This window comes from Conexibacter sp. S30A1, assembly GCF_023330665.1.
GTDB lineage: Bacteria > Actinomycetota > Thermoleophilia > Solirubrobacterales > Solirubrobacteraceae > Palsa-465.
In genome coordinates this window covers 2713927-2735773 of sequence record NZ_CP097127.1, presented here as the reverse complement: position 1 = coordinate 2735773, position 21847 = coordinate 2713927, and the positions used below count along the sequence as shown (strand labels likewise).

Below are 21847 nucleotides of genomic sequence, written 5' to 3'. Positions count from 1 at the left end.
ACGTAAGTAGGCTTCTTCTAGTGGCGCCGCTGATCGACTCCAATGACCTTGTCGACGCGCACGGGGTGGCCGAGATCCTTCAGCTGTCTCACCGCAACACCGTGAGCCAGTACCAGCGCCGTTACTCGGATATGCCTCGCCCAGTCGTGAACCTCGGAAGCGGTCGGATCAAGCTGTGGCTTCGCTCCGAGATGGAGCAGTGGGCTGCGGAGCGCCGGCCCAACCAGGCGCACGAGGACTGACGCGCTCCGTGGGACGGGCTACCGCCCTCCGGCGACGCGAACCCCTCGCTTGGCGGCTCGGGAACCCCGTCACCTCCGGTTGGTCGATATTGCTCGGGTCCAGGCAGTCCCAAGAACATCATCTGATTCTTGGGGCCGGTGGTCATGGGCAACATAGACGGCCGATTTTGCGACGGGCTGGATGCCCGTCGTGAAATCGGCCGTACCGCGACTTTGAGGCTCAAGGTTCCGCGGCTCACCGCCGAGACGACGTGGTTGTGAGCACTGTTCCAACGAGCCGGATGGCTAGCTCTGCGGCGCTCAGGTAAGACGTGCCGCGGAGCAGATCGTTCTGACATCGCAAGCGCGGCATTTTGTGAGCTCTGGCTTAGGTGTGAAATCGCGGCGGATGAGGGCGGCGGACGTCGTCACGACTTGGCTCTCCGCGTCGGCGACGGCGGCCGCGTCAACTGCGATCGGGTGCCGCGTGGCGGTCTGCATGTCGTGGACGAACGCCGCCCCGACCGTAAGCCCCTCGCGCCGACCTGCGTCCGCATAGACCTGGAGCTGGAGGGGCTCGACGTCGCCGTGCGTTGAGGTCTTGTAGTCGACGATCGCGAGGTTCGTCGGGACGCCGTCGTGCTCGTCGTAGATCACGTCGGCGCGGCCGCTGATGACGACGCCAGGTAGGTAGAGCTCGAAGGGGAGTTCGGTGGCCCACGTTCGAAGGAGGTCGTCCTGGTGGTCGCGCAGATAGGTGCCGACGAGTCGTTGCGCCTTCTCCCGCATCTCCTTGTGCGCAGGCTTGTTGGCGAACGGCAGGAAGAAGTCCGTCGTGAGGAGTTCGTCAACCTCGGCATCGGTGGGCGTTCGGCCAGCGGCCTGGGTCCGCTCCGCAATAACTCGCATGAGGTGGTGAATCGCGTTCCCGTAGCCGAGTTCCTGTTTGATCGGCGGGATGAAGCCGAGCTCGTTCCGGAGGAGGTAGCTCTGCGGGCATTCGGCGTACGCCGCGAGCTGGCTGTAGGTGACCGCGAGGTCGGGGATCGAGACGGAGGTCGGGAGCGCTCCGGTTGGGTGACCGGTGTCCGCGCTCGCATGCGCGATGCATTCGTTCAGATAGGGGGAAGGGGCGACGTTGTTCTTGTTGACGCGTTGGTGAGACGAGAGTGAAACCCAGTCGCGTGCCCGGGTCAGCGCTACGTAGAAGAGGCGTCGCTCGTCGGCGTCGGATCCCTCGTACCTCGCTGCGTCAAAGCGGTCTCGCGGGATCAACCAGTTCTCGAGCCGCCCGGTGCGCCGCGACGGGAACCGCGACTCGGTAAGTGATGGGAGGAAGACGACGGGCCACTCGAGGCCCTTGGCGCCGTGAACAGTCCCGAGCGCTACAGCATCGGTGAGGAGGTCCTCCTCGCCGTCGAAGTCGTCGTAGTTGCCGTTGGCGTAGTTGACGAGGAGGAGCGCGAGGTTGCGGTAGAACCACTCGTCGCCCGGGGCGCCGCCGACCTGCTCGCCAGGGTTGTTCGGATCCTTCCGAGACCGGCGAGTGACGGTCTCGTAGTCGGCGAGCACCGTGGTGAACCGGGCGATCGTCCCGAGCCGGTTGCGGACTTCGCTGGCGGTCGTGTCCCAGGCTGAGAGTCCGAGGAGACCGAGCAATGTGTAGAAGTCTCCGACGAGACTGACGTTGAAGTTCGTCTCACGGGTCTGGGGCTTCCAGTCGATGAGGTGCTGCCTGAGGGCGGCCGAGGCTGGTGGCGCGATCTGGAATGCGAGCTCGTAATCGCGGACGAGATCTGGCAATACGATCTTCTCCCGCTTGATGAAGCGTCCGGGAGCCCACTCGATGTCGGCGAGCCACGCATATGTCGCTCCGAGGACGGCGGCCTCGGACTGCTCGAAGAGTCCCGTTCGACCGCCGGGCTGGACGGGGACTTTCGCGAACTCGAGAGCCTCGAGGAGCTTTGGATACGCCGTTCGGCCGCGAACGAGGATCGCGATGTCCCGGTACGGGATGCCGCGGGCGTGGAGCCGCTCGATCGTCACGGCGACCTCGTCGGCTTCGAGTTCCTCGTCCTCGAATCCTGCAGCGATCGACAGCGCAGGGCCGTCGGTTTCGCGGTGGGGACCCATCGCTTTGTCGAGTCGCCCTGTGATCGACTGCGCGAATGCGTTGGCGAGCGCGACGATCGGCGGCCGGGACCGACGGTTGACGAGTAGCCGAAACGGGATGACGTTGGGGTAGCGGTCCTTGAACGTGACGATGTTCTGGACGTTGGACCCGCGCCACTGATAGACGGCCTGGTCGTCGTCGCCGACCACAACGAGGTCGGCACCGCCGATTGGCTTGGCGAGCAGCTCGATGAGACGCTCTTGGGCGGGGTTGACGTCCTGGTACTCATCGACGATCAAGTGACGGAGTGTTTCCGTCACCCTGGCGTGCACTCCCGGGTCTTGGAGCGCGTCGACGGCGCGCACGATCTGGGTTCCGAACGACATGAACTGGTAGCCGTCGAGCATCGCGTAGTACTGCTTGACGGTTGCTTGGAAGTGGTCGCGCGGGAGGGTTTCCGGGTCGATGAGCTCGTTCTCGATCACGTCGACGCTCTTGGAGAACAGCTCAACCGCTCGAAACAGCTTGCGATCCTTGTCGAACTCCTTGAGCTTCAGCCGGTTCGCCTCCCGGTAGAGGAGGTTGACGAGCTGGTTGACGTCGAGCGGGGTGTAGCTCTCGTATCTGGGGACGAAGCTCTGCAGAAGCCGGAAGCAGTAGGCGTGGATCGTCCCTACGAAGAGCTTTCCGAGCTGGTCTGCCGCCTCGGCGCCGCTTGCCGCCACGGTCCGCTGCCGGATTCGCTCTTTGAGTTCTGCGGCCGCCTTGTCTGTGAACGTGAAGGCGACGATTCCGCTCGGATCCTCGCCCGAGGCGAGGAGCGCCGCGACACGCTGAGAGACGACCTCGGTCTTGCCGGCGCCGGCGGCAGCGATGATCTGGATGTGGCTGCCCCGGTGGGCGACGGCAGCCGCCGCATCCCCTTCGAGCGTCGGTGCTGCTGGAATCGGATCGGTCTCCTCTGGCACCATTGGAACGCTAGGTCAGGAATCGACTCGACGCAACGACCAGATGATTACAAGAATGTTTTGGGAGAGGGGTTGGACTACACGATGATCGGAGAGGAGCCGGAGAAGATCGAGCTTGAGACCGCGGACCTCGCGGCCGAAAACCGCGCACGTCTTGAGGACCTGTTCCCGGGGCTCCTTGCCGACGGAGTGCTCGACGCCGATCGCCTCGCGGCGCTCCTCGACGTCGATATCGCTCACACGGCCGATACGCGCGAACGCTTCGGACTGATGTGGGCCGGGAAAGCGCAGGCCGTCCGGTCGCTGTTGACGCCCTCGCGAGGAACGCTCGCGCCAAATCGGGACGCTTCGATCGGGTTCGACAGTGCGCAGAACGTGTTTATCGAAGGCGACAACCTCGAGGTACTGAAGCTTCTCCAGAAGGCCTACAACGATCGGGTCAAGCTGATCTACATCGATCCGCCCTACAACACCGGGAGCAACGACTTCATCTACCCAGACGATTTTTCGGACACCCTGCGCGCGTACCTCGAATTCACGGGGCAAGTCGACGCCGACGGCAACCGAACGTCGGCGGCAGCGGATACGAGCGGCCGCCGACACAGCCGTTGGCTGTCGATGATGTACCCCCGGCTCGTCCTGGCAAGGAACCTACTGACCCAGGACGGCGTCATCTTCGTCTCGATCGACGACAACGAGATGTCGCACCTAAGGGGGCTGATGGACGAGGTCTTTGGACCCGAGAACTTCGTGGCGCAGCTTGTGTGGCAAAAGGTCTACTCGCCAATGAACAATCGCCAGCAGTTCGCCGTTGTCCACGACTATCTACTCGTCTTTGCCCGGAATGCCTTGCTTTGGCGACCGAACCTCCTCCCGCGGACGTCCGAGCAGGACCAGGCGTACAAGAATCCGGACAACGATCCGCGCGGCCCGTGGAAGTCGAGCGACTTCACAGCGCCGGCAGGCCACGCAACCCCGTCCCAGACGTATGAGCTTGTCACGCCCGCCGGGAATCGCTTCATGCCGCCGATTGGCGGTGCGTGGCGATACACCCAGCCGCGGTACGAGGAACTGCTCGCAGACGGTCGGGTATGGTTTGGCAAGGACGGTCAGAGTCGGCCAGCCTACAAGCGCTTCCTCAGTGAGGTTCAGCAAGGGCGAGTCCCTGAGAGTTTTTGGCCGTATGAGGAGGTAGGCCACACCCAGGATGCAAAGAAACAGTTGCTCAGCCGTGTGAAGTTCGGCTCCTCGGACAGTGTCTTCGACACGCCCAAGCCAACGCAGCTGATCCGACGAATGCTCGCGCTTGCTACCGACGCCAGCGCGGGCGATCTCGTCCTAGATTTCTTCGCGGGGTCTGGCTCGGCGGCCGATGCCGTGTTGCAGCAGAACGCTGAGGACGGCGGCAACCGACGCTTCCTACTGGTGCAGCTGCCCGAGCCGACCGGATACAACGACTACGTGCACGTGTCCGACATTACTCGAACACGAATCCGCGCCGCGATGCAGGCCGTCGAGGCGAAGTCCGGCCTTCGCGACTTCTCCCTCGCCGAAAGCAATTTTGCCCAGTCCGCGGTGTCTGAGACCCTCTTCGACCTCAGCGAGTCGACGCTGGCGGGCGAGCCAGATTGGGATGCAGTCGCAGCCGAGGTCCTTCTCAAGGAAGGGGTGCCGCTTGACGTTCCGTGGAGTCGCCGTGAGATCGCCGGTTCCGAGGTAGTCGTTGCCGGCAGCGTAGCCGTGGTTCTGTCGGCGGCCGTCACGAGCGACCTTGTGAACGGGGTCCTGGAGATTGGGGCGAAGGTCGTGGTCTTCATGGAGGACGGATTCGCCGGCGTCGACGCGGTCAAGGCAAACGCCGCAACGAACGCGAAGAATCTTGGCATCGTGATGAAGACGGTCTGATGGCTGTCGAGCTGAAGTTCGATGCCAACCAGCAGTACCAGCGGGACGCGATCGATAGCGTTGTCGAGCTGTTCGCGGGTCAGCAGGCCGCGGGTGATTCCGGCGGGGCGGTTCCCCTCAGCGGGGACGCCGGACTGCTGCACGATGAACTGGCGCTCGAAGGCTTTCACGAGATCGTCTTCGGAAACGTCCTGTCGCTCGGAGCATCGACGCTCGAGGCGAATCTGCGACGGATCCAGGATGGGGACGCTGTCGACGATTCCGGCGAGCTGATCCCCCGCATCCCTCTCGATCTCCGGGTGGCCGTCGAACCAACTGAGGTACCAGCGGATTTCAGCGTCGAGATGGAGACAGGGACAGGGAAGACCTACGTATACCTCCGGACGATCGCTGAACTCCACCAGCGCTATGGCTTTGCGAAGTTCGTGATCGTCGTGCCGAGCGTGGCGATACGAGAGGGTGTCCTGTCGAATTTTCGACTTCTCAAAGACCACTCGGGTTTCGCAGTTCATAGGCCGGCGGCTGCCCATGCTTGCTGGACTTGGTTGATTTCCTGGGTTGTGGGGGTTCGGGCCTGTTCGGGTTGAAATTGGGTGGCGATGATCACTCGTCGTAGCTTGGCGAGCATGTCCTGGAATGATGGGGTGGTCTTGGAGACATACCAGGGGGCGCGGGCGCGATGCTCTGTGACGATGTCGGGGTGATGTCCGTAGAGCGCGTACCAGATGATCGTGAGGTCCATCGCCAAGAACTGGAATGGGACGGTCCGTTGCACGGCTTTCTCGGTCCGGTTGCGGGCATCACCGACGCCGAACAGTTCTTTGCCGTCCTGGAAGGCGACTTCGATCGGCCAGCGGTCTGCGTAGCGTTCGACGATCTGCGCGGCGGTGGCGTGAAGGTCGGTGGTGATCAGCGCGATCTGGTAGCCGCACGGCTTGGTGTCGTCTTTGACGAGGATCACACGGACCGGGGTTTCGGCGCCGAGCGGCTCCCACAGGCAGTTGATCTCAGCCAGCTCGAGCGTCTCGGTTTTGCTGTAGCGCCTGACGGTCGTCTTTACCCATTCGGTGGCGGGGTCGGCTGCGATCTGTTGAAGGCTTTCAAGCTGTTTGCCCCATTTGCGTGGCCGGCCGCGTTTGCCGGTGCGCGGCGGCGCAGGGGCGTAGATCACCGCGTTGCTACGCAGCCTCGATGTGATCGTCACCCGCTTGGGTGCAGCACGCCACGCCTGGCTGATGTAGGCGCTGTCACCGACCACGTTGATCTGGCGATCCGGCAGCCGTTTGGCGAGCAGGCAGACCATCGCCCTGGCCAGCTTGACCTTCCCGGGCCGCTCAGGATCGGGCTTGTGCTGCTTGACGAACTGTTCGCGCCGCGGCTGCCAGAGCCGGAACAGGACCGGCAAACATACGGTGCGCTGCAGGAACGGCAGCTTGACACAGATCCCGGCCACGATCCAGTTGTTCCCCCACGCGACCGAGCCTGAGCGGCTGTTGGCGGTCGCGTCGTGATGCCAGAAGGTGCCGTGGATCCGGCGTCCCCTGCGTTTCAGGAGCGTGTCGTCGACCGCGACCAGCACGCTCGCACCCGGTTCTGTGAACCGCTCAACGATCAGGCAGGCGAGCCGTAACCCGAGCTCGTCCACGGACCAGCGGGCATTGGCGAAGAACCGGTGGCAACGCGCGTGATGCCACACCCCCGACAGCCTTGAGCCTGTCAGCATCCCGGTCACGCACCGCAGAGAGGTCTGCGAGACCTGACCGACCAACACCCCCCGGAACGTCTCAAACGTGGGACGGGTGAAACACGACTCAAACAGGACAAGCAGCTCGTTCAGCGAAGATGGGACGCAGAGCATCGGCGGCAGCCTCCAAGAGAAGCCGCGCAGCGTGCCTCCCCTTGGCCGCGACGGACGGGTTATGTTGACAGCAACCGCTTTCGCGCAAGCCGCCGATGCTCCTTCCCCGACACCGCGCCAACAGGCCACACCAGCCCGCCACGGCCCCGTCCACCACCACCTGCTACGCCGCTATGCCGCTACAGGCCCAAAAGTGCGAAACCCGAGAGACCACATCAAGGAGATCTACGACGGACTCCAGTTCGATCACTACGTCTATGACAGCAAGGCGCTGACGAGAGTCCGGCAGTTCGCGACCGCGTCGCACTTGCAGATCATGGTGATCAACATCGACGCGTTCGCGAACGACGCGAACATCATCAATCGTCCCACGGACGCGATGAACGGTTATCGGCCGATCGAGTTCCTCCGTGCTTGCCGGCCGATCGTGATCATGGACGAGCCGCAGAACATGGAGACCCCAACTCGCCGGCAGGCGATCGCGTCACTCGCTCCCCTGTTTCGGCTGCGCTACTCGGCGACGCACCGCGACCTCAAGCACCTCGTCTACCGCCTCACGCCGGTCGATGCATACGACCTTCGGCTCGTCAAGAAGATTGGGGTGCTCTCGATCGTCAAGGACGAGGATCTCGGCGAGGCGTTCGTCGAGATCGCGAGAATCAACGCGACCCCCACCGGCGTGACGGCCACGGCGTACATCCACAAGATGACCTCACGCGGGACCCAACGGACGCGTGTGACGCTACGGAAGGACGATGATCTCGAGGAGTTGAGCGGCGGGCGCCAGGTCTACCGAGGTTGGGCCGTCGAGGACATTCATGCCGACGCCGGCGTCGTCGAATTCGGGAACGGCCGGCGCGCTAGAGTCGATGCGTTGACCGATGAAGGCGCCGAGGCCGCGCAACGGTTGCAGGTGCGCAAGGCGGTGGAGGCGCATTTCGAGAAGGAGTTGCAGCTCTTTCACGCCCACCGCAAAGGCGTGATCCCGGCCGCAATCAAGCCGTTGACGTTGTTCTTCATCGACCGGGTCGCGAACTACTACCTGCCCGACAGCAAGCTCCGCGTCTGGTTCGAGGAAGAGTACGCGTCGTTTCGAGCCGACGGCCGGTTCCGGAACCTCGACTTGCCCGATGTCGCGGACGTTCACGACGGCTATTTCGCCACCTCCGCGCGAGGCGTACCAAGGGACACAGCGCTCGGCCGCGACACCAAGGAGACGGCTGACGCGTTCGCGCGGATCATGCAGAACAAAGAGCGGCTCGTGAGCTTCGACGAACCCCTGCGCTTCATCTTCAGCCACTCGGCTCTTGCCGAGGGCTGGGATAACCCAAACGTCTTCACGATCTGCAACCTGCAGGACGGGCACGCGGAAATGCGCCGACGTCAGCAAATCGGCCGCGGCCTGCGCCTTCCCGTAATGGCGAACGGTGAGCGCTGCCACTCCGACGCAGTGAACCTCCTCACTGTGATCGCCAACGAACGGTTCTCGACCTTCGCCGAAGCGCTTCAGACGGAAATCGAGGAAGAGACCGGGGTCTCCTTCGAGCGGCGAATTGTCGATCTGAACAGGGACAAGGTCAAGCTGAAGCTGAAACCGGAGGTGCTCGCAGACCCGATATTCCTGGAGCTGTGGGACCGGATCTCGCCACGGACCATTTATGAGCTTCGGTTCGACACCAAGACGGTGATCGCCGGGGCGATCGCGCGGATCGACACGAGGGCGGAAGTCGAGGCAATCAAGTTCCGGATCGAGCGCAACGACCTAGCGATGGACGCTTCGGGGGTTTCGTCCGCCGATGTGCGTGGGCGCGCTGAGATCGAGCTGACGGTGAGCCGAACCCTCCCGGACATCGTCACCGAGTTGTGCCGCCGAGTCCCGCTCTCGCGGCGAACGGTTGTTTCGATCTTGCGGGGCTGCGCAAGACTCGAGGAGGGAAAGCGCAACCCGGCCGTCTTCATCGACCAGGTGGCGCGAGCGATGAACGAGGCGCTGTTCGAGCAGGTCGCTGACGGGATCGTTTACACGCCCCTCCCGGGGGAACGGTGGGAGGCGAGCCTGTTTGAGGATCTCCACCAGGAGGAGACATACGCGAAGACGGTCCTCGACGTTCGGAAGAGCGTGACAGACAAGATCGTCTGCGACTCCGAGGTGGAGGAGCGCTTCGCCGCGTTCCTCGACGGCAGCGACGAGATTCAGCTGTTCCTGAAGCTGCCTGGGTGGTTTCTCGTGCCGACGCCGCTTGGCAACTACAACCCTGATTGGGCGTTCGTCCGTCGCGAACCGCTCGGCGACTACCTATATCTCGTCCGTGAGACGAAGGGCGGATCCGACCTCTCGAAGCTTCGGTTTGAGGCCGAGGGCTGGAAGATCAAGTGTGGGAGTGCCCACTTCAGGTCGATCAAGGTCGACTACGCATTCGGCGAGGATCCGGAGAAGCTGGTGCGGTCGGCATTGTCGGCTGCGTGATCTCGCTCTCCAGGCGGGGCGATCGGCCGCAGCCCGTCGTCGGTCGGAATCGACGACGCGGGAAGAGTCGTGAGGAGCAGCTCCTCCGCCGCGCGTTTTCCGGTCCGACCGCCGGCGCTGTAGCGAGTTGCGACCAGGCGCTTGCTGATCGTCCAGCGCCGTACTCCGAGCTGAAGCTGGTCGATCCTTGACGGGTTCATGCGGGTGGCCCGATACAGCGCGCGACTCGTGGTGAGGGACTCGTGAGCGTCGTAGCTGAGAAGCCAGCGGAACTGGGCCTTGCGCCGAAGATAACTCGCCAACTGGAGATGTAGGTCCGCGGAATCAGCGGCGGACGCGCGGGCACGGTACCCACCAGCCGGATCAAACGAGATCCGGTAAAGAAGCGCCGACTTGTCGATGTACGGCGGGTCGAGGTACGCGACGACATTGGATGGCAGGAGTTGGGGGTACAGCTCCGGGACGTCGTCGAGCGTCGCCCGCCAGTCCTTGCACCAAACATCGACGAGCCGACCAGTCCCGTAGAGGTAGCCGATGAAGGCGATGCGCTCCTCGACGGCATCCGGGTTCCAGCGGCATCCGATGTCGTACGGCGTCTGCTGGCTCCGGCCCCCGATTGGTCCGGCTCGCCCGTGCAGGATTCCGGAGAACGTGGTCCGGTTGAGAAAGAGGCAACGGACTGCAGATGAGAGACGTCGCTCTTTGGCGACCATGTGTCGGGGCGGGGTCCAGGACCGCCAGTGGTCCCATCGAGCGACGGCACGACTGCCGCCGTGGGACACATATCTCGACCACTCGCCGCGCATGCGGTCGATCAGGCGCCCGCTATCGGCAGCGGCAACCTGCCAGAACGCAGCAACGAGCGGGTCGGCATCGGCAAGCAGAATCCTGTCGACGACGCCGTCTCCGACGAGCCGCAGGGAAGCCGACGCCCCTCCCGCGAACGGTTCAACAAGGAGCCTGATGCTTCGAACCTCCCGTGACTGCTTGGCTGCGAGGAGCACGCGCGCCAATACAGGGGACAACGACGACTTCGCTCCGGCGTATCGAAGCGGAGATTGGTAGCGCGAGTGCGCAAGTGGGTGTTCGATTTCAGATACCTCGGCTTGCCATCCTCGTTCGGTCGCCCCAATCGCGCTGCCCGCGGCATCTGCGACGCCGGGAAGTCCCTGGACGGCCGCTGGAACGGGCGCAGCGGCGTTCGGCGGAGGGGCCTTGAGCGTGGTCATTGCCAGCCGGGGAAAGTCAACTGTCGTTTGACTGCCTGTACGTCGATTCGGAGCCCCGGGATGTTCTGCTGGGCCATCATCGTGAGGACCGACCGGCCTACTCCGAGGGGAAGGGCGGCGGCGGAATGGGCGAGCGCGACGGGCACGATCGCATGGTCGTACATGCGGGTCCGAAGCGAATCGAGGACCTCGCAGACGAGGCGTAGGGTTGGGTAAGCGGCCCAGCTCTCCGCTTCGCTCGAGCCGTCGTACGGTTCCACGCCCGGTGCAGGTGGGACGGTGATCACGAGCGGATCTCCCTTCGACGTGCGGTAGATGAAGCGCCGTCCATAGAACTCATCGTGCCCGTACTCGTTGTGTGGGGATCTGCCCGTGACTTTGTTGATGTATTCGTTCGTGAGTCGCATCACGTGACTCGGGGGGATCAGTTCCTCGATCATCGCCGCGTGCTCAACGAAGGTCCCTGACTTTTCCATCCCGACGAGCAGCGGGCCGACGATCTCCCGATCGGCCGCCCAAGAGGTCAGACCGGCCAGGTGCTCCTGGAGCCGGCGCTTCAGCGGTGCCAGCGGGCCGAATAGCGCAAGCGGGCCGTCGGTGATGAAGAGCGTGTGGGTTAGGACCTCGGGGGCCGTCTCCGCGAAGTACTCGAGGTAGCAGGTCGTCATGAGCCTCTCGGCCGCGGTCATCACTCGACTCATCGGGGTGAGGTTCGACCCTTCGACGTTGTACTCGTCGTGGGTGCGGAGGACGTCGCCGAGGAAGATCGCCCCGCTGCATTGCGGACACTGTCCTGGCAGCTTGCCGACCGTCAGAGGCGCCTCCGGAGCTGGGCGGTGCCCGCAGCTCGGGCAGACGCGGAGTGGAATCTCGGTAGCCGGCGCTCCACGGGTTCCATGCAGCGCGAGGAGGCCGTCGGCCAACGTCATCTCCGTGGACGAATCGAAGCGGCCCGTCAGGAGGAAGTTGTTGAGCTCGAACCGCCACGTATCAACCCCGGTCATTCCGGGACGGGCAAGCTGCGCGCCGGGCAGCGCCACATCAAAGGCGTACTCGCCATGGGCGCGCCTGACGATCCGCGGATCGATGTGCCGCGCGCGGGCGAGTTCCCGAAACTGATCGAGGCGCACCATCGAGCCGGCGACGCGCAAATACCCGACTTTGACGGTCGGATGGTCGCGGGTCGTGTCGACCTCAGTGTCGGAGCCGTCGACCGTGATCGAGAAGTCAACGTCCGTCGGCGGCCCCACGAGCTCAAGCTCAGGGAGCGGCCGACAGAGCTGCTCCACGTCGTCCGCCGTCGTCGGCTTGTCAGAGGTCACTTGCCACTGCGCCATCGCAGAGGCGACGGCGGCGTTCCTTACCGTCGCAACATGCCCGAGCCGCGGGGCGCGCTCCGACTCGTACGGCATCGCGCTAGTCGTCCTCAGCCGACGGAGCGACGGCGCTCAGCCCCGCGGCCGCTCGGGCCTGGTTCACCATCTCGTGATCGAACTTCGCTACCTGTACGGGGACGATGTACTTGCCCGAATAGGTCTTCATTCGAACGAAGCCAACGTCCTCGGCACGCATGATGCTGTTCGCCCAGACCTTGAAGTCGTAGTAGTGGGAAAGCTCCCGGGTTTCGTGATCGGAGTTCAGATGCCCGATCAGCCAGTTCGATGTGTTCGACAGGATCCGCTTGTCGACCGACGTCACCTCCTGGGTGGCATAGATCAAACCGATCTTGTATTTCGCGGCCTCTTTCGACAGCCGGACCCATGGGTCGTCGCGAACCTCCCGCCCCCCGCGCTCGAAGAGGTTGTGAGCTTCTTCGACGATGATCTGCATCTGAACGGGCTCGTTGTCGCCGCGGAAGCGCTCGCTGGCTCGGTTCAAAAGATGCGTGACGATCCGCTCGGACATCGTCTTCGCAACGAGCTCGTTGCCGGCGGACAGGTCGACGATTGCCAGCCTGCCGGCGAGCATGTCGTCCCAGAGATGCTCGCCAACGTCGCCGGTGGCATCGCTGCTGTGGAACGCACGGATCGAGCGGATCGCGGATGTGACGCCGGTGTATCCATAGACGCCGAAGATGTCCTTGAACCGGCACTCGTTGTCGTGCCACTTTTCAAACTCATCGGGCCGCTCGCCGACCCACTCTGCGATCCGGAACGCCGCAGCAGGGCTCGGGACTTTGTACCTGCCGGCGCGTGAGCCTGGCTGGAGCACGCCGGCATGCTCATTCAGAAGCTCGCTGGCAAGGTCTGTTTTGAAGCCGACCTCAAGCGGCTGCGGGAGTGCCGCGGCGCTGTATCCGCATTTGTGGAGAAGCCCGTAGAACGCAATGAGAGCCCAGCCCCAGCGGTTGTGAGCACTGTGGTCGTTCCGATCGGGCTCGGTGAGGTCCGCCGCTCGGAACGTCTTCGCGTAGTTGGTGTTTACCGGCGCCGTCGTGTCCGCCACGAGATCCCAAACGGCGGCAAGCACGTCGCGCTCGTAGAAGTTGAGACGCAGGGGCTTCTCGCGGCTGTCGGTCGCGTCCGGCTCGACCTTGTAGATCCTGACGGTCGTGTCGTCGTCGCCGAGGAGCCGCAGGCCGGTCCGGTCCTGCTTGTTGACATTGGCGTACTCGCCTTGTGGGTCGAAGATCAGCTGGCCGATGCGCTCGCCATGTTCAGAGCCGTACCGGTGAACGGCGGTGACGAGGGTCTTCATCGTGTTCGACTTCCCGGTGCGGGTCATCCCGAACACGGCGGTCTTGCGTCCGACGAAATCGCTCAGGTGGATCTTCACGTCGGCCTTGTCCATCCCGGCGACGAGGGCCTTGCGACGGGTCGCCGCGAATCGAACCCGGCCGATCGCGAGGGCGTCGCGCGGGTCGGTCGGCTCTGGATAAGACGCGAGCCAGGAGAGGACCCGGGCCGAGGGCAGGAATACCTGGTAGCGAGCCGACGCGACGACGTTGTCGACGTCCGCGCCGAAGTAGACGGCAGCATCGCGCGAGTCGGTCTCGGTGTAGAACGTACCCAGTACTTCGCAGTCGAAGGCCGATTGCTGCAACTCGTTACGGGTGAGAACATCCGTCACCTCGTCGAAGCCGACGCCGGACTCGCCGGCATCCCGAACGACGGCGAGTCGGACCTGAACGAGATCAGCTTCGTTCGGTAGGGGTGCGGTTCCGCGCACACGCAAGAGCACCACCTCCTGATCCTCGAGGACGAATCCAGCGCTTGTTTGTTCGCCGGCTACGGCCATAAGGAAGCCACCACGAGGTACGCCTCCTGCCTCGAACTTCTTAAAGTCGTCTGTGAGGACGACGGCCGTGTCGTAGTCCAACCGAAAGACGCCGCCGACCGGCTTGCAGCCGTCGTTGATCAGGCTTGTCAGCGGCTTCTTCAGCTCGCTTGATGTCTGCACGATGTCGGCGATTCCGGCCACACCTAGCTCCTCGTGTCCTCGCCGCCGCGCTCGGGCCAAGGCGACCAAGGGTCTACCGACTTAAGGCTAGCGATGGGGTCCGACGTAAAGGGGGTTCTGACACCGATCGATGATTGCCGTGGGCTCGTCGTTAGGCCCAGCGGGATGATGTCGGGTGGGCTACGGACTCCCGGGAAGGGCGGCGCGCAACAGGGCCTCGGTTAGCCGTTCGCGTCGAACATTTGGGCTCTCTCGGCATGGATGTGGTCAACTGTCACCCGGTCTCGTGTGCGTGTAGTTCGTGTGGTAGGTGAAGGGTGATCGGGCCGCAGGTGAGCAGCACGAGCGCGAGCACGGCTTTGGCGCTGTGGAAGCCGTAGGCGCGTCTGGTGATGAGCCGGACCTTGTTGTTGAGCGCTTCGGTGCGGCCTTGGTTGATCCCGAGGCGGATCGCGGCGAGGATCCCGTCGCGGTGTTTGCGGATCGTTTTGCCGAGCTTGACGAATGGCGTAAGCCGGCTGCGGGACAGACGCGACAGGAGCCGGTCGATCAGCACGGTGACGTCGTCGAGGTCCAGTCCTGCCTGGAAGATGCCACGGACCGCTTCTTTGAGCTCGTAGGCGCGCCATACCTCCCCGCCGGCGGCTTTGAGCCGGGAGAGGGTCGCGGCTTGGGTGTCGGTGAGCTTCTCAGGCTTCTTCAAGAGCGACCAGCGGGCGTCCTTGAAGCGCTTAGCGGCGTTCTGGTCGCCGAGGGAGCGCAGCTCGTTCCAGTATGAGCGGCGGACCTCGTCAAGCGCCTGGTTAGCGAGCGCCACCACGTGGTAGGGGTCGATGCAGATCGTCGCCTGCGGGGCGTTGGTGCGGACGCTCTTGGCGTATCCGCCGGTCATGTCCATCGAGACCGCCCGCAGCCTGGACGCGCGCGCGAAGACCTGCGGCCCGGTGTCCTTGCTCTCGAGCAGCGATGCGTCCTGAGCCCCGGCATCGATCGGGACGCTCGCGCCCGGACCGCAGGGCGTCATGATCGCCGGCGGTGGGCAACAACCAAGAGCTCTCTCACCAGGCCGCTGGTTGAGCTCCTCAAAGAACCGGTCGGCAGCAGCCTGGCCTTTGCCCTCGCACCCCCACACAATCTGGCGGCGCTGATGACAGGCGACCAAGGTGAGGTAGTTGTGCTGGCGCTTCCAGCTGACCTCATCCACCCCGATGTCATAGAGATCCTCCAGACGGTCGCCGTCAAGCTCCTGTTCGCAGACACGCTCGATGATCCGCCCGACCGTGTCCCAGTCGATCCTGAGCATCCGCCTGATCGTGCTCTTGTCGGTCCTTGTGGCAAGCCACGCGACCAGACCCTCGAAGTCGCGCGTGAACTGCGACCCCGCACGCGCGAACGGCACCTGCTCGGTCCGCGCCCCATGCACCGGGCACCACAGCCGCCGACGCCGGCAGTGGACCTCCAAACGCCAGACCCCGAGATCCAAGTGCCGCCAGACCGAGTGCTGCGGCCGCGTGTCCTTGCGCGCCACGGTCGCATACCCGCACTCCGGACAGATCAGCCGCCGGCGGCAGAGCGCCACCTCCACGACCACCCGGTCAGGCTCGAACTGGACGTCACGGACCCACACGCCCGAAAGCCGCAGAAGCCTGGAAAATGCTGTCGTGACACGCACGCTGTCCCTCCTTGCAAGCCGCTTGACCTCTAACAGCCAGCAGCCTGCCACGAGGGCAGCGGGCGTGTCGCCCAGCCGTGCGCAACCTGCGCGAACTGCCTCAGACAGCCAAACGCCCGCTCAAACCCTGAATGCGGCGGTCACCGTACCCACATCAATGCCGGAAGACCCAACATTTGTCAAACGAACGGCGGCGGATTGGGTGAAATATGGACGGAGTCGATGTCAACGGACGGCGCGGAGCTCCAGTATTACCGTCATTTCGCGGTATCGGCCCGGACCCGGCGGATCAGCCGAATGTGACTCATAACCCGTAGGTCGCAGGTTCGAATCCTGCCCCCGCTATAAGGAAGTCTTCACGTTTGCCCTGGTGACATGTTCGCATTTGGGGTGGACGGAAGTCCCTGCGGCGGCTGGGCGTTTGGCGGGCGTTTGGCGGGGGCTGTTGGACGGGGCCGGGCGGTCGGTTGAGTGGGGTTTGACGCCGCGTGTGGTGGGTGGTGGGTGCTGCTGGTTGGCTTGTGTCAGGCGGTGTGGGTGTTGGGCTGGGGTGTGTGGCGGCGGCGTTTGCGCTGTTTTGACGGGAGTGAGGCAGGCCTCACCACGGGCCAGCGGACCATCGATGTCGGATGTGGATCGGGCGCACTGACCACCGTTCTGGTCGATCGTATCGGGGTGCGGTCCGTCGCGGCGGTCGATCCTTCACCGGAGTTTCTGGCCGCGGTCCAAGCACGCCATCCCGGCGTGTTGGCCCGGTTAGCGGCCGCCGAGGCGTTGCCGTTTGAGGATGCCGAGTTCGATGCGGCAGTAGCGCAGCTGGTCGTGCATTTCATGGCCGATCCGGTGGCTGGTCTTCGAGAAAAGCGCATGTCCCCTTGACTGCCACTGGCTAGGTTTGTCCCCCTGACTGCCACTGGCTAGGTTTGTCCCCCTGAGTGCCACGCGGCGGGCTTGGTTTGGCGGGCGTCGCGGAGGACTTGGGTGATGAACGCGGCTTTGGCTTCGGTGTAGCCGAGCCTGTCGTTGCGGTGCTCGACGGCGAGCCGGTCTTTCAGTTCTGCATATTCGTGAGCGGTATCGGGGTGTGCCCGTAGGTAGTTGCGGAAGTCGATGTGGTCGCGGTGGGGCTCGCTGCCTGCGACTACGGTATAGAGGTGGTGCGGCGGAGCACCGTCCGGCCACATGAACGCTTCGCGCCCTAGTTCGACTTGGTCTGTGAAAGTCGTGATCTTGTGACGAGTTTCTCTTGACAGCGCGGCGGCCGAAGAGGACGATGGCGATGGGCCTGCGATCAGATTCCGCCTGGGAGAACGACCCACTGCGGCCCCAGGGTCCGCGTGCTGGAGGTTGTGCCCGTCATAGGCAGTGCCGGCGCACGGTTGATGCTGCGCTCAGGTGCTGAGCGCGCCGTCTCGTGCTGCCCGGATCCGGCGAGGAGGCAGGACGAGAATCGGGAGGGCCGGCTTTGCCGGACGGCCTCACCGCCCGCGATGGGGGAGGCCGGGAGGGGGGCTGACCCCCTCCCGTTAGATGAGTAGTGCCACGGGATTAGGCGGTGTAGTCGACCAGCGCGCGGGTGGGGCGGCCGAGTTCGTGGTTGAGCATGACGGCGGCGGCGAGGGCGGCGAAGCGTGCGCATAGGCGGACGCGGAGGTTGGAGAGGGTGCGCGCGCCGTGGCGCTCCAGGGTGAGGATGTCTTTGAAGGTCCAGAAGATCGATTCGATCCGTTGGCGGATCGGCGCGAGATGCAGCTGGTGGGGTTTTGCGTGGGTGCGCCGTGGCTGGGGAGTGATCTCAGAGGCCGGTCGGAGCGCCGGGGTCGATGCTGCCGCGGTGCTGGCGGCTTGACGCTTCTCGTCCTTGCGACGGGGACGGTGGATCGTCGCGTCGAGCTCAGCGAGCTCGGCCTCGAACTCCTTGCCGCGGAAGTTCTTATCGCCGATCAGCATCAGCATCACCCCGGGCTGATGCTCGCACCGCGCGACCATCTGCAGGCACACGAGCTTCTCGTCGATCTTCGGGGAGGTCAAAGCCAACGCCCGCGGGGTGCCGTCGGGGGCGAACAGGGCGTGCAGCCGGAATCCGTAGAAGTAGCGGCTGTGGCTGGCGCAATACCCGTAGTCGGCGGCGTTAGCGAGCGCGTCAGTCAGGCTGGAGTGCCCGCCGCGCTTGACCGTCTCCCGCGATCGGGCGCACTCCACTGGGGTGGAGTCGACCAGCAGCATGTCGTCCATGTATCCCGCGCTGCGGCGGGCGAGCTCGCTGATCAGCGCCTCGATCTGCCGCGAGAGCCGCAGCCGTCGCTTGTGGTAGGCGGTTCGCTCCGGCAGGTGGGGGAACAGATGCCCGATCTGCCGGGGCGCGAGCGCGAGGAACCAATAATCGGACGGGATCCCCATGATCGACTGCGCGATCGAGATGGTGATGATCTCCGCATCAGTGATCTTCCGACGCGCGTTTCCGGGCCGTTGAGGCAGGAAATCGTCAACGATGCAGTAAACAACCGTAAGCAGCAGGTCGAGGTTGGCGTCCATCGAGTCCCTCCACAGGGTCGGCGCTGGGTATTGAGTACCGCCAACTTCGACCTGCGCTGTTATGTCTCCTTCAACGCCACGACCCCGCCGCCGGCCGTGGCACTACTCATCTAGGATGCCCTTGTTGCCTTGGTAGGTATAGCCGAGCGAGCACAGGCGCTCGATTGCCGTGTCCACATCCGCCTCCGCGCGGAGGACGACGTCGATGTCGATGACCGGCTTGGCTCGCAGCCCTGACACGGCGGTGCTTCCCACATGCTCAACCTCGGCTCCGAGGTCTGCGACGGCAGCGCGGACTGGTTCGGCTATCTGCTCGAACAGCGTCGGCCATCGCCGGTCGTAGTCGGCGACGACAACCTCCGACCATGACGACGCTGTATGCGACGCCGTGCGTTCGAGAATGGCATCGACGGTCCCTCGGGTGTGAGGTGGCTGCTGTCCAGCCAGACGCCGATGCGCGGCGTCTCACTGACGAAGCCGTCGCGTAACTGCTTTACGCTCCACACTCCGTAGTCTTTGTGGTCGCGGGCTGTTTCACGTGCGGCGATTGCCTCGCTCGACGGCAGCAGCACGACGATGTGGCATGGTCGGCTGCGGACCATCGTTCGCAGCTCTCCCAGAAGCGGGCCAGCAACGACATCTTCGAGCGCGACGGTGAAGCCAGCCTCGAGGTAGCCATCGGCTGCGGCTGCGGCCAGTCGGTAGCGCAGCCGCAGTTGTTCCAACTGTTCCGGTGTCATCTCGGGTGTCGGCTCGCGTCATCCGGCACCGATGCTTCTGCGGAAGACGTCGCCTTCGAGATGCACACCACGCTCGAAGCGCGCCGCCAAGAGGCGAGCGACGGTCGATTTGCCCGCTGCCATCGGCCCGGTAATCAGGTAGATAACCGGCGCGTTGGGAGTCTCGGGCGTTGACCGGGGCATCAGCGCCAAGCTACCAAGGGCACGCGCGGCATCCGTGCCGTCTAACTGCGAGCGATGATGGCTCGCTGTGTGACCTGCCCCTACTGGAGCGTGGCTTCCAACAGCCGGTAGAACGACAGGCCGCGCTGGCGGGCCGTGCGGCGGTTGCAGCGGAACGCAAACTCTGCGAGGTAGTAGTCGAGATGCTTGCCGCTCGGAGTTCGGTGAAGCGCCTGCGTGAGCCAACGCTTCGCGTTGGACGACACGGCATGGACGACTAGCAGGTAGCGGTGCGCAGGTAGCGGCAGCGCGCTCATGTTGTAACTCGTGTGCCGGTAGCCCATCGCGGCGAGGCCGCCGTAGCTCGGGTTCGCGTCTATGCGGATGGTTGCACCCGGCGCAACGTGGCTGCGAACCACTGCCAAGAGCGTCGTTGCCCGTATGTTGCGGACGCGTCGGACGATGACGCGCTCGCCCTTGCGCCGCTCCGCCAAAACGACCACGGAATACTTCGCCGTCCCGCGCCCCCGCTGCGCAGTCCCGCGCTTGCGAGGCTTGCCGCCAACAAAGACTTCATCCACTTCGACTATCCCTCGCAGCTGCACGGAGCACATGTCCCTATGCATCACCTCGCGGAACTTGTGCATCACCGTCCAAGCGTTCTCCCGGTTGATGGCAGCATTCCGTGTCAGCGAACTCGCGTTGGCGACAGAGTTCGGCTCAGTCATCAGCCATGCGGCTTCCAGCACTGCCGGAGCCGGAACGCGCGCACGATGAAACGGGGTGCCAGCCAGTAGCGCGATGCGATGCCGACATCCCTTGCAACGCCTTCCGCCCGCCGCCAACGGCCAATGCTCCATGCCGCTGCACTCCGGGCAAGTGAAACCGCCCTCCCACCGCAGCCGATCAATCCAACCAGCAGCATCGGCGGGCGAACTCAACGTCGCGTAGAACTCCGTGTTCGTTCGCGGATAGTCTCGACCAGATCGCGGCGCTCGCATCGCTGTCGTTATCGACAGTAGGCCGAGAACACCTGATACACCGGAAAGAAATCGCGTCGTGGCAGTCAGAACGACAAGGGAACCCTGGTGCAAACAGGGGGACATGCGCTTCGAGAAATGGCTCGGGTGTCGCGGCCGGGGGGAATTGTCGCGGCTTGTGTTTGGGATCACGGTCACAATTGGCGCGGGCCGCTGGCCGGGTTCTGGGAGGCGGCTCGAGAGCTGGGCCTGGTCGTCGACGGGGAGTCTTCACGGGCCGGCGCGACAAAGGGGGACCTTGCCGAGCTGTTCGCGCGGGCTGGCATCCGCGCGACAGAGGTCAGCATGGTCTCAGTCGACGTCCGGTTCGGCGGATTCGAGGAGTGGTGGGACCCGTTTCTTCGAGGTGTCGGTTCGGTAGGAACGTTCCTGGCGAGACTCTCGTCCGACGCGCGCGCTGAGTTGCGCGCACGGTGCTCAGCAAAGTTTCCAACCGGCGCGTTCACTGTGTCTGCGGCCGCCTGGGCGGTACGAGGCACGCCCGACTGACAGCTCCGCCATACGTTTCGATAGCGAGACCGGCCCGAATCCCGGACGGGACCGAAGCGCGGGCCTGTGTGACTCGCGGTCCTGGGAGGCGAGCGATGGTTCACACCCCGCTGCGCGACCCAGCCAAGGCGAGCGGTCCTTCTGTGAACGTTTGATGGGCTTGCTTGTGCCGTGCCGGTGCTAGCAGGGCTGTGATGGGTCCTCGTTGCGGTTGGGGCTCGTGGATGGCCATGAGTTTCGGCTGATCGAGTAGACCGTGACAGCTTCCCCGAGAAGCATGTCTGTTCGCAGGGCGGTCATTCCGAGTCGCTGTGCGACCGCGATCGAGCGGGTGTTCTCCGGGGCGATCATTGATGTCAGGTATGGGACGTCGAGGTTCTCAAAGCCCCACCGCACCCAGGCGTGTGCTGCTTCGGTAGCGAACCCGTGTCCCCATGATCCGGGTTCAAGCACCCATCCAAGCTCGGTTTCTCCGTACTCCGGGAACCGCTTGAGTCCTGCTCGGCCGATAAGCCGGCCGGTCGCGCCGTCAAGGATCGCTGCGCGTCCATACCCGTCCTGTGCCCAGTCCTCCTCGACGCGTGCGAGCCAGTCGGCCAGTTCAGCACGGTCCAATATCCCAAAGAATCTCTGCACCTCAGCGCTGCTGTGGATGATGAGCAGGGCGTCGAGGTCAGCGATCGTCAACGGCCGCAGCTGCAGCCTGTTTGTGTTGATCCTCACGGCGACGAGTCTCGCACGGATCGAGCTTTGTGCCGAAAGTGTGCATGTTGCTCGCGATCCGTTTCGCCGTGGCGTGCGTCGGTGCCCCACGTGTGCTGCCGCGCCGGCGGGAATGCTTGACTGCCACCTGAATGGCGCACAGGGATTTCAGCGTGTCCGCTACCGCCAACATCGAAAGCGCAGCGACGCGTGTGTTCGCGGTGATCTCAGATCCCAGCCGGCTGGTCAAGCTCAGTCCAGGGACCGTGCTGATCGGCGACGTTGAAGAATGCGTGACTGGCGGTTTCCAAATCCGTGCGTCATCCCCGTCGTAGCTGACCGGCTAT

The 21847-nt window shown here is 64.2% G+C and carries 18 protein-coding genes; 5 read left to right on the top strand and 13 right to left on the bottom strand.

Going from position 1 to position 21847, the window contains the following annotated elements; translation table 11 throughout:
• Positions 1-20: 20 nt before the first annotated feature.
• A complete protein-coding gene (locus M3M54_RS13120) occupies positions 21-242 on the top strand; it encodes a hypothetical protein (RefSeq protein ID WP_249019492.1) in 222 nt (73 codons plus the stop codon).
• Positions 243-542: 300 nt separating this feature from the next.
• On the opposite strand, the gene M3M54_RS13115 is transcribed toward M3M54_RS13120, so the two are convergent.
• Positions 543-3302 (bottom strand): ATP-dependent DNA helicase, encoded by a 2760-nt coding sequence (locus M3M54_RS13115; protein ID WP_249019491.1) that lies wholly within the window; start codon positions 3300-3302, stop codon positions 543-545.
• Between the two features lie 72 nt (positions 3303-3374).
• Here M3M54_RS13115 and M3M54_RS13110 point away from each other — a divergent pair, with 72 nt between their 5' ends.
• Both M3M54_RS13110 and M3M54_RS13105 read left to right on the top strand, forming a co-directional pair.
• Positions 3375-5207, top strand: a complete 1833-nt coding sequence (locus M3M54_RS13110; RefSeq protein WP_249019490.1) for a site-specific DNA-methyltransferase — start codon at positions 3375-3377, stop codon at positions 5205-5207.
• A complete protein-coding gene (locus tag M3M54_RS13105) occupies positions 5207-5794 on the top strand; it encodes a DEAD/DEAH box helicase family protein (protein ID WP_249019489.1) in 588 nt (195 codons plus the stop codon). Before M3M54_RS13110 ends, M3M54_RS13105 begins: the two co-directional genes overlap by 1 nt.
• On the opposite strand, the gene M3M54_RS13100 is transcribed toward M3M54_RS13105, so the two are convergent.
• A complete protein-coding gene (locus tag M3M54_RS13100; RefSeq protein WP_249019411.1) occupies positions 5716-7065 on the bottom strand; it encodes a transposase in 1350 nt (449 codons plus the stop codon). The two genes, M3M54_RS13105 and M3M54_RS13100, sit on opposite strands and share 79 nt — an antisense overlap.
• A gap of 193 nt (positions 7066-7258) precedes the next feature.
• Between M3M54_RS13100 and M3M54_RS13095 the strand changes: the two genes are divergently transcribed.
• Positions 7259-9532, top strand: a complete 2274-nt coding sequence (locus M3M54_RS13095; protein ID WP_249019488.1) for a hypothetical protein — start codon at positions 7259-7261, stop codon at positions 9530-9532.
• Here M3M54_RS13095 and M3M54_RS13090 read toward each other — a convergent pair.
• The 4 genes from M3M54_RS13090 to M3M54_RS13075 all read right to left on the bottom strand — a co-directional run bounded on the left by M3M54_RS13090 (position 9475) and on the right by M3M54_RS13075 (position 15832).
• Entirely contained in the window at positions 9475-10761 is a 1287-nt protein-coding gene (locus M3M54_RS13090) for a DNA adenine methylase (protein WP_249019487.1), read from the bottom strand. The two genes, M3M54_RS13095 and M3M54_RS13090, sit on opposite strands and share 58 nt — an antisense overlap.
• Positions 10758-12173, bottom strand: a complete 1416-nt coding sequence (locus tag M3M54_RS13085) for a hypothetical protein (RefSeq protein ID WP_249019486.1) — start codon at positions 12171-12173, stop codon at positions 10758-10760. Before M3M54_RS13085 ends, M3M54_RS13090 begins: the two co-directional genes overlap by 4 nt.
• A gap of 4 nt (positions 12174-12177) precedes the next feature.
• Complete coding sequence (locus M3M54_RS13080) at positions 12178-14181, bottom strand: ATP-binding protein (protein ID WP_249019485.1); 2004 nt, start codon at positions 14179-14181, stop codon at positions 12178-12180.
• Between the two features lie 253 nt (positions 14182-14434).
• Positions 14435-15832, bottom strand: coding sequence for a transposase (locus M3M54_RS13075; protein ID WP_249019484.1), 1398 nt, complete (start codon positions 15830-15832; stop codon positions 14435-14437).
• A gap of 504 nt (positions 15833-16336) precedes the next feature.
• Here M3M54_RS13075 and M3M54_RS13070 point away from each other — a divergent pair.
• Complete coding sequence (locus M3M54_RS13070) at positions 16337-16711, top strand: class I SAM-dependent methyltransferase (protein ID WP_249019483.1); 375 nt, start codon at positions 16337-16339, stop codon at positions 16709-16711.
• A gap of 38 nt (positions 16712-16749) precedes the next feature.
• Here M3M54_RS13070 and M3M54_RS17030 read toward each other — a convergent pair whose 3' ends face one another.
• From M3M54_RS17030 to M3M54_RS13035, 7 genes are all read right to left on the bottom strand, one after another.
• Positions 16750-17016 carry a GrpB family protein gene (locus M3M54_RS17030; protein ID WP_371878590.1) on the bottom strand — a complete coding sequence of 89 codons (267 nt, stop codon included), beginning with the start codon at positions 17014-17016 and terminating at the stop codon, positions 16750-16752.
• A gap of 364 nt (positions 17017-17380) precedes the next feature.
• Complete coding sequence (locus M3M54_RS13060; protein WP_249019306.1) at positions 17381-18367, bottom strand: transposase; 987 nt, start codon at positions 18365-18367, stop codon at positions 17381-17383.
• Between the two features lie 102 nt (positions 18368-18469).
• Positions 18470-18676, bottom strand: a complete 207-nt coding sequence (locus M3M54_RS13055; RefSeq protein WP_249021781.1) for a GrpB family protein — start codon at positions 18674-18676, stop codon at positions 18470-18472.
• Entirely contained in the window at positions 18673-19107 is a 435-nt protein-coding gene (locus M3M54_RS13050; RefSeq protein ID WP_249019481.1) for a hypothetical protein, read from the bottom strand. The genes M3M54_RS13055 and M3M54_RS13050 overlap by 4 nt, the downstream gene beginning before the upstream one ends.
• Positions 19108-19125: 18 nt before the next feature.
• Positions 19126-19290, bottom strand: a complete 165-nt coding sequence (locus M3M54_RS13045; RefSeq protein WP_249019480.1) for a zeta toxin family protein — start codon at positions 19288-19290, stop codon at positions 19126-19128.
• 80 nt (positions 19291-19370) lie between these two features.
• Positions 19371-20270: an IS1595 family transposase gene (locus tag M3M54_RS13040; protein WP_371878589.1), complete on the bottom strand. Its 900-nt coding sequence runs from the start codon at positions 20268-20270 to the stop codon at positions 19371-19373.
• 708 nt (positions 20271-20978) lie between these two features.
• Positions 20979-21521, bottom strand: coding sequence for a GNAT family N-acetyltransferase (locus M3M54_RS13035; protein WP_249019478.1), 543 nt, complete (start codon positions 21519-21521; stop codon positions 20979-20981).
• Between the last annotated feature and the right edge of the window lie 326 nt (positions 21522-21847).

Excerpts from the sequence above, each read along its gene's own strand:
- M3M54_RS13105 (WP_249019489.1), top strand. The coding sequence starts at position 5,207 with ATGGCTGTCGAGCTGAAGTTCGATGCCAACCAGCAGTACCAGCGGGAC.
- M3M54_RS13100 (WP_249019411.1), bottom strand. The coding sequence starts at position 7,065 with ATGCTCTGCGTCCCATCTTCGCTGAACGAGCTGCTTGTCCTGTTTGAG.
- M3M54_RS13090 (WP_249019487.1), bottom strand. The coding sequence starts at position 10,761 with ATGACCACGCTCAAGGCCCCTCCGCCGAACGCCGCTGCGCCCGTTCCA.
- M3M54_RS13085 (WP_249019486.1), bottom strand. The coding sequence starts at position 12,173 with ATGCCGTACGAGTCGGAGCGCGCCCCGCGGCTCGGGCATGTTGCGACG.
- M3M54_RS17030 (WP_371878590.1), bottom strand. The coding sequence starts at position 17,016 with ATGTGGCCGGACGGTGCTCCGCCGCACCACCTCTATACCGTAGTCGCA.
- M3M54_RS13060 (WP_249019306.1), bottom strand. The coding sequence starts at position 18,367 with ATGGACGCCAACCTCGACCTGCTGCTTACGGTTGTTTACTGCATCGTT.
- M3M54_RS13050 (WP_249019481.1), bottom strand. The coding sequence starts at position 19,107 with ATGACACCGGAACAGTTGGAACAACTGCGGCTGCGCTACCGACTGGCC.
- M3M54_RS13045 (WP_249019480.1), bottom strand. The coding sequence starts at position 19,290 with ATGCCCCGGTCAACGCCCGAGACTCCCAACGCGCCGGTTATCTACCTG.
- M3M54_RS13040 (WP_371878589.1), bottom strand. The coding sequence starts at position 20,270 with ATGCGAGCGCCGCGATCTGGTCGAGACTATCCGCGAACGAACACGGAG.